Raw genomic sequence first — 6,942 nt, 5'->3', positions numbered from 1 at the left:
GCTTCTTCTTCCCCATGCTCTCCATGATGGACATCATCCTTCCGGGGCCGAAGCCCCTGATCTCCGATGTCCGTCAAAGCGGATCAAGCCCACTCCTCGGAGCCGGCGCGCTCGTGGTAGGTGACGCGGGTCTGCTCCGTGTGCGCCCGCATCAGTTGCTGGGCGCGCTGCTCGTCCCCCGCCTCGATCGCGTCGATCAACTCGCGGTGCTCGCGCCAGGAGTGCTCGCCGCGGGTCCGCGCGATGGGTGTGTAGAACCAGCGCATGCGGCGGTCCACCTGAGCGGACAGTTCGGCGAGCACGGAGTTCGCCGCGAGTTCCATCACGTACGAGTGGAAGGCGGCGTTGGCGGCGACCACCGCGTCGACGTCGTCGGACCGCAGGGCCCGCTCGCCCTCCTCACACAGCTCGCGCAGCCGCGCCGGTGCCTCGCCTCCGGCCCCGGCCGCCGCCAGCCGCGCCGCCTCGGCCTCCAACAGGCCGCGCACGACGAGCAGTTGGTCGGCCTCGTCCTCGGTGGGCTCGTGCACGAACGCGCCCTGGGCCGGGCGCAGATCGACCCATCCCTCGGTGTTGAGCCGCTGGAGCGCCTCGCGCACGGGCTGGCGGGAGACGCCGAGCTGCCCGGCGAGCTCGGTCTCGATCAGATGCTGACCGGGCTTGAGCACCCTGGTGATGATGAGTTCGAGGAGGGCCTCGTAGACCCGCTCGCGCAGCGGACCCGGCCGCTCCAGCTTCGGCACGGTACCGCTCGGCAAACCCGCGGAGAGCATGGCTTCCATCCCCTGATCAGCGGCCCGACCGAGCCTGGGAGAGATTGACTTTCGTCTACAGTCTACCGACGCACCGCCCCACACAGGACTCACACCGACTGTGACCCAGTTCACATCAGACACGGTTCGCGCGGCCTGCCGACGGCGCCGGCGCCACCGGTCTCCCATCCTCGCGCACGGACGGTTTCCGCTCCGGAGTCGCGGGCAGGCGGGTGGGTGGGTGAGCGTCAGGGAAAGGACCGACATGAGCGCCGGAGAGAAGGCCAGGGCCACGGCCGAGCAGGTGGTCGGGAAGGCCGTGAGGAAGGTGGCGCACGCGCTCCACAACGAGACCACGGCGGCCAAGGGAGCCGCACTGGAGGCGCGGGGCAAGGTCCGCGCCTCCAAGGAACGGTCGAAGAGCGGCCTCGGGAACTGAGCACACGCGCACGCGCGCACGGCGCGCCACCGCGGATCCGGCACGCCGGACGGAGCGCGACGCGATGAACCGGACAGGATCCACGACCCGACGCCGTCCGACGCGACGGCAGGACCGAGGGGGCCGGCAGCCCGTACCGCCGGCCCCCTCGGTCATGCCGCGAGGACGCTCGTCCGCAGGGGGCGGCGCGGCGCGACCGGGGTGTCCGCGGGTCCGACGCGGTAGGTGGTCCTGGTGGAGTCGACGAGGGGCTCGCCGAGCGTGATCCGTCCGCTGGAGTGCAGCATGTCGCACACGTCCGTGGGCAGCGCGACGTAGCAGCTTCCCCGGCCGGTGCGGGGGTCGAACGGCTGCCAGTAGCTGTACCTGCGGCGTCCGCCCGCGTGCACGGTGAGGAACACGAGCGTGGCCGGGTCGGAGATGATGCGCAGCAGGTCAGCACCCGTGGGGCTGAGGGCGGCACCGGCACGGCTGTGGTGGTGCAGGACGACGGCGCGGGCCGGGCCGGATATGGACTGCATCAGCGGGGGCCTTCCTCGATGCTGGGACTGAAGATCGCTTACCCAGCTCGGGCGATGTTGATCTCTCTTTCCCGCGGCATTTTCCAGCATGTCACTGACAATGCGACGGCGACACGCCGCACCGGTGTCCGATCCGCCGCGGCTCGCGACCTGGCGACGGCCCCCGCAGGACGCGGACCGGGAACACCACCCCACGCGAATCCTTGCTAGTGCATCCAACCTCGGGGATACTGAATACAGTATTCCCGAAGCCATTCGTGACGTTCAGGGAGGATCCCGACCATGACCAACGCTTCCTTGCCGGAAACAGGGCTGGGGGACACTGACGGTCCGGCCGCTCTCACCGACGGGATCCACCTGGTCGTCGAGGCGCTCAGGCGCAACGGCGTCAAGAACATCTACGGCGTCGTCGGCATCCCGATCACCGACCTGGCGCGCGTCGCGCAGGCGTCGGGCATGCGTTACATCGGCTTCCGCCACGAGAGCGACGCCGGGCACGCGGCGGCGGCGGCCGGATTCCTCACGAAGAGGCCGGGCATCTGCCTGACGGTCTCCGCCCCGGGCTTCCTCAACGGACTCGTGGCCCTCGCCAACGCCACCACGAACTGCTTCCCCATGGTCCAGATCTCCGGATCCAGCGAGCGGCACCTGGTCGACCTCCAGCGGGGTGACTACGAGGAGATGGACCAGCTGGCGGCGGCGAAGCCCTTCGTCAAGGCCGCCTACCGGGTCCACCGGGCCGAGGACATCGGCCGCGGGGTGGCCCGCGCGATCCGCACCGCGGTCTCCGGGCGTCCCGGAGGGGTCTATCTCGACATCCCGGCCGCGGTGCTCGGAGAGGTCATCGACAAGGAGCAGGGGGCCGCGTCGCTGTGGGAGGTCGTGGACCCGGCGCCGCGTCAGCTGCCCGAACCCGCGGCCGTGGACCGCGCGATCGACCTGCTCGCCGGCGCTGAGCGGCCCCTGGTCGTCCTCGGCAAGGGCGCGGCGTACGCGCGGGCGGACGAGCAGATCCGGGAGTTCGTCGAGACGACCGGCGTGCCCTACCTGCCCATGTCGATGGCCAAGGGCCTGCTGCCCGACGACCACCCGCAGTCGGCGGCCACCGCCCGGTCACTGGCCCTGCGCAGGGCGGACGTCGTGATGCTCGTCGGCGCGCGCCTGAACTGGCTGCTCGGGCACGGCGAGGCACCCCAGTGGGACCCGTCCGCCAAGTTCATCCAGGTGGACATCGCGGCCACCGAGATGGACAGCAACCAGCCCATCGCGGCCCCGCTCGTCGGCGACGTCGCGTCGGTGATGGAGGCCCTGGTCGAGCGGAGCAAGCCCGGCCGGATCCCGGCCGCGCAGGAGTGGCGGGAGGAACTCGCGGCGCGCTCCGCGCAGAACGCGGCCAAGATGGCCAAGCGCCTCGACGCCGCGAAGACCGCGCACCCGATGAAGTTCCTCGGCGCGCTCCAGGTGATCCGCGACGTCCTGGCGGAGAACCCCCGCGCCTACGTCGTCAACGAGGGCGCCAACGCGCTCGACCTGGCCCGCAACACGATCGGCATGCGGATACCGCGTCACCGGCTGGACAGCGGTACCTGGGGCGTCATGGGCATCGGCATGGGCTACGCCATCGCCGCCGCCGTCGAGACCGGAGACCCCGTGGTCGCCATCGAGGGCGACAGCGCCTTCGGGTTCAGCGGCATGGAGATCGAGGCCGTCTGCCGCTACAACCTGCCCATCGTCACCGTCGTCCTCAACAACAGCGGCGTCTACCGCGGTGACGAGGCCTCCACCTCCGCGGACCCCGCGCCGACCGCCCTCAAGGCCCGCCACGACCTCATGATCGAGGCGTTCGGCGGCAAGGGCTACCAGGCGACGACACCCGACGAGGTCGCCACCGCCCTGCGGGAAGCCCTGGCCTCGGGCGCCCCGGCGCTCATCGACTGCGTGATCGACCCCTCGGACGGGACCGAGAGCGGCAACATCTCCCACCTCAACCCGAAGGGCATCACGGTCCAGCGCTGACCGAACCCGGCGACTGCCCGCACACACAGTCCCGTCGCGGTCTTCCGGGACGCCAGAAGGAATGCCGCCGCACCCCGTGCTGACCCGCACCCTCGCGGGTCAGCCGGGGATCCTCCATGCTCGGCCGCCCACTCGGCGCCCGGCCCGCGCCAAAGTGCCCCGGATGCGCGCCGCCGGCGTCCCCGCGGCCCGCCCATCCGCGCGGCGGCGCGGTGCAGCCGCCCCACGAGGGGCCCGGACCCGCCGAGTCCGAGGGGGCCGGCGCACCGCCTCTGTGTGCGGGCGCCCTCCGTGCTCTTCCGCCACCGCCGCGTCTCCGCGGCGTGTGCGCGCGTGATCTCGCCGACGGCTTCGGCCCGGTTCGCGACCCGACCGCACGAGCGGGCCGCGCGGTGACGACCCCTGTGCGTCGGGCGACGACACGTGGCGGCGCCGGTGCTGGGCCGGGCCGGTTGTGGCGGCGGCCGGGAAGCTGAACGTCCTTGCCGCCGGCGCCCCGAGGCACTGGACCTGGCAAGGCCCGTGCTCGAACCGCTGGCCGGGCGGATCTGGGAACCGGGGGACGACCCGGCACGGGCCAACGTGGTCAAGATCGCGGTCAACTTCCTGCTGGCCGCCGCGATCGAGGCCACGGCGGAGGCGACGTCGCCGGTGGAGTCGTACGGCGTCGACGCCGCCGCGTTCGTCGAGCTGATCAGCGGGACGCTGTTCCCCGGAGCGGTCCATGGCACCTACACCGGGCTCATGGCCGAACAGCGCTACGCGCCACCGGGGTTCACCACCCCGCTCGGGCTCAAGTGCGTGGGCCTCGCCCTGTCGGCGGCGCATCGGCGCGACATGGCCCTGCCCACCGGCAGCCTCGTACGGGACGCCCTGCTCGAAGCCGTCGCGGCGGGCTGGTCCGAGCGCGACTGGGCCACGCTCGCCGAGGTCGCCCGGCGAAGGGCGGGACGCTGATACGCGCCGGCCGGGCCTGTGGGGCGTGGGGTCCGTCGGAGTGGTTGTGCCGCGGCGGCCGGTCCGGCCGGTGCCGTTGGTGGAATACGGCTCGGGATACGCGACCCGACTCCAGGGATCCGCGGCCCGATCCGACGCCGGGGCACCGGTCCGGCACAACGAGGAGTGAAGACTCATGGCAGTGTGCGAGGTCTGCGACAACGACTACGAGATGGCGTTCGAGGTCCGCGCGGGCGACGCCGTCCACATCTTCGACAGCCTCGAATGCGCGGCCCAGCGGATCGCCCCGACCTGCGACAACTGCGAATGCCGCATCCTCGGCCACGGCCTCCAGGCCGACGGACGCTTCTTCTGCTGCGCCAACTGCGCACGCCGGCGCGGATTCGCGCAACTCGTCGACCACGCCTGACCCCTCGGCGGGAGGAACCCATGGAACTGCCACTGAAGGCCCACCACATCCCTCCACGGCTGGCGACCGGGGCGTTCATTCTCCATTCGGGACTGGGCAAGCTCTCGGCGGACGAGCAGACGGAGGAGGGCCTGCACGCGATGGCCACCCACGCCTACCCGTTCCTGCGCAGGCTCTCCCCCCACCGCTTCACCCGGCTCCTCGGCACCGCGGAGGTGACACTGGGCGCGGTGCTGCTGACACCGCTGGTGCCCAGCGGCATCGCCGGGGCGGGGCTGACGGCGTTCTCCTCGGGCCTGGTCGGCCTCTACCTGCGCACGCCCGGCACCCACGCCAAGGGCAGCCCGCTGCCCACCCAGCAGGGCATCCCGCTCGCGAAGGACTCCTGGCTGCTCGCCATCGGGCTGGGTCTGCTCACCGACCGCGCGTCCTGGTCGTGCCCGCGCCCGGCCGGTCGGCGGCAGTGTGGCCGCCGCCGGTAGCCGCACCGGGCGGTGACGTGCCGTCCGGCCACTACTGTGGGGGTATGCGCGGCGGCGTGGTGACGCTGTTCCTGTGCGGCGACGTGATGCTCGGCCGCGGCGTCGACCAGATCCTCCCGTGCCCCGGCGATCCGGCCCTGCGGGAGGCCTGGGTCCGCGACGCCCGGTCCTACGTCGAGCTGGCGGAGGCGGCCAGCGGCCCGATTCCGGCCCCGGTCCCACCGGCGTGGCCGTGGGGCGAGGCCCTGCCGGTACTGGCGGCCGCCGCCCCGGACGTACGGATCGTGAATCTGGAGACGTCCGTGACACGCGGCGACGCGTTCGCGCCGGAGAAAGAGGTCCACTACCGCATGCACCCGGCCAACCTGCCCGCCCTGGAGGTGGCCCGGCCCGATGTCTGCGTCCTGGCCAACAACCACACGCTGGACTTCGGCCGTGCGGGGCTGCTGGAGACGCTGGACTCCCTGACGGGTGCGGGGCTGCCGGTGGCGGGCGCCGGCCGGGACGCTGAGTCGGCGCACGCGCCCGCGGTGTGCCCGGTCGCGGACGGGGTCCGCGTGCTGGTGTTCGCCCTGGGCATGACGTCCAGCGGCATACCGGGGAGTTGGGCGGCGACGGCGGACCTCGCCGGTGTCGCGTACGTCCCCGCGGCGACGGCGGAGGCGGCCGCGGTGGTCGTCGAGCGCGTCCGGCGCGTGCGGTCTCCGGGGGACCTCGTGGTCGTCTCGGTGCACTGGGGGTCCAACTGGGGCTACCACGTCCCCCGGGAGCAGATCCGCTTCGCCCGCGCGCTGGTCGACGGCGGTGTCGACGTCGTTTACGGGCACTCCTCGCACCACCCCCGTCCCGTCGAGGTGTACCGCGACCGGCTGATCCTGTACGGCTGCGGCGACTTCATCGACGACTACGAGGGCATCTCCGGCTACGAGCAGTACCGCGACGACCTGCGGATCGCCTACTTCCCCTCGCTCACGGCGGCCACGGGACGGCTCGCGGACCTGCGCATGGTGCCGCTGCGGGCCCGGCGGATGCGGCTGGAACCCGCCACCGAGGAGGACCGCGCATGGCTGCGGGCGACCCTCGGCCGGATCAGCACGGGTGTGGCCATCACCCCGGGGCCGGACGGCACCCTGGGAGCGGCACACACGACGACCAACGCACAGGAGCCGTAAGACCCGTGCGGCACTGGAGCGCTACCGGGTGCACGGCCCGCCCCCACTGAATGTTGGCCGGCGTCCGCGCCGACGGGCCGCGACCGGGCGCCGATCAAGCGTGTCCGCCGAGTGGGCGGCGGGTGCCGGGGCTCGGCCGTGGCCGGCTGCCGGTGGCGACGGCCACCGCGTCACGGGCGGTGAGGGTCTGCCGC

The 6,942-nt window shown here is 72.6% G+C and carries 8 protein-coding genes; 6 read left to right on the top strand and 2 right to left on the bottom strand.

All coding sequences use genetic code 11. The features are described 5' to 3' along the window. Positions 1 to 83: 83 nt before the first annotated feature. Entirely contained in the window at positions 84 to 773 is a 690-nt protein-coding gene (locus tag ACFY3J_RS21965; protein WP_384181808.1) for a GntR family transcriptional regulator, read from the bottom strand. Positions 774 to 1,017: 244 nt separating this feature from the next. Here ACFY3J_RS21965 and ACFY3J_RS21960 point away from each other — a divergent pair, with 244 nt between their 5' ends. Next, positions 1,018 to 1,191: a hypothetical protein gene (locus ACFY3J_RS21960; protein WP_390841537.1), complete on the top strand. Its 174-nt coding sequence runs from the start codon at positions 1,018 to 1,020 to the stop codon at positions 1,189 to 1,191. Positions 1,192 to 1,343: 152 nt separating this feature from the next. Here ACFY3J_RS21960 and ACFY3J_RS21955 read toward each other — a convergent pair whose 3' ends face one another. After that, on the bottom strand, positions 1,344 to 1,712 hold the full coding sequence (locus ACFY3J_RS21955) for a hypothetical protein (RefSeq protein WP_384181812.1): 369 nt from the start codon (positions 1,710 to 1,712) through the stop codon (positions 1,344 to 1,346). Positions 1,713 to 1,994: 282 nt separating this feature from the next. Here ACFY3J_RS21955 and oxc point away from each other — a divergent pair, with 282 nt between their 5' ends. The 5 genes from oxc (at position 1,995) to ACFY3J_RS21930 (ending at position 6,748) form a co-directional block, all read left to right on the top strand. Beyond that, positions 1,995 to 3,728, top strand: coding sequence for an oxalyl-CoA decarboxylase (gene oxc / locus ACFY3J_RS21950; RefSeq protein ID WP_384181814.1), 1,734 nt, complete (start codon positions 1,995 to 1,997; stop codon positions 3,726 to 3,728). 522 nt (positions 3,729 to 4,250) lie between these two features. Further along, positions 4,251 to 4,685, top strand: a complete 435-nt coding sequence (locus ACFY3J_RS21945; protein ID WP_384181816.1) for an NAD-binding protein — start codon at positions 4,251 to 4,253, stop codon at positions 4,683 to 4,685. A 175-nt stretch (positions 4,686 to 4,860) separates the two neighbouring features. Next, positions 4,861 to 5,094 (top strand): hypothetical protein, encoded by a 234-nt coding sequence (locus ACFY3J_RS21940; RefSeq protein ID WP_141364837.1) that lies wholly within the window; start codon positions 4,861 to 4,863, stop codon positions 5,092 to 5,094. Positions 5,095 to 5,114: 20 nt separating this feature from the next. Beyond that, positions 5,115 to 5,576 carry a hypothetical protein gene (locus ACFY3J_RS21935; RefSeq protein ID WP_390841536.1) on the top strand — a complete coding sequence of 154 codons (462 nt, stop codon included), beginning with the start codon at positions 5,115 to 5,117 and terminating at the stop codon, positions 5,574 to 5,576. A 44-nt stretch (positions 5,577 to 5,620) separates the two neighbouring features. Further along, entirely contained in the window at positions 5,621 to 6,748 is a 1,128-nt protein-coding gene (locus ACFY3J_RS21930; protein ID WP_384181820.1) for a CapA family protein, read from the top strand. Positions 6,749 to 6,942: the final 194 nt, after the last annotated feature.

Origin of the sequence: Streptomyces sp. NPDC001231, from assembly GCF_042896885.1 — a bacterium.
Lineage (GTDB): Bacteria > Actinomycetota > Actinomycetes > Streptomycetales > Streptomycetaceae > Streptomyces.
This window is presented reverse-complemented; position numbering and strand designations above follow the sequence as displayed.

Bases quoted from the DNA above. Each gene is read 5' to 3' on its own strand.
- ACFY3J_RS21965 (WP_384181808.1), bottom strand. From the start codon at position 773: ATGCTCTCCGCGGGTTTGCCGAGCGGTACCGTGCCGAAGCTGGAGCGG.
- ACFY3J_RS21960 (WP_390841537.1), top strand. From the start codon at position 1,018: ATGAGCGCCGGAGAGAAGGCCAGGGCCACGGCCGAGCAGGTGGTCGGG.
- ACFY3J_RS21955 (WP_384181812.1), bottom strand. From the start codon at position 1,712: ATGCAGTCCATATCCGGCCCGGCCCGCGCCGTCGTCCTGCACCACCAC.
- oxc (WP_384181814.1), top strand. From the start codon at position 1,995: ATGACCAACGCTTCCTTGCCGGAAACAGGGCTGGGGGACACTGACGGT.
- ACFY3J_RS21940 (WP_141364837.1), top strand. From the start codon at position 4,861: ATGGCAGTGTGCGAGGTCTGCGACAACGACTACGAGATGGCGTTCGAG.
- ACFY3J_RS21935 (WP_390841536.1), top strand. From the start codon at position 5,115: ATGGAACTGCCACTGAAGGCCCACCACATCCCTCCACGGCTGGCGACC.
- ACFY3J_RS21930 (WP_384181820.1), top strand. From the start codon at position 5,621: ATGCGCGGCGGCGTGGTGACGCTGTTCCTGTGCGGCGACGTGATGCTC.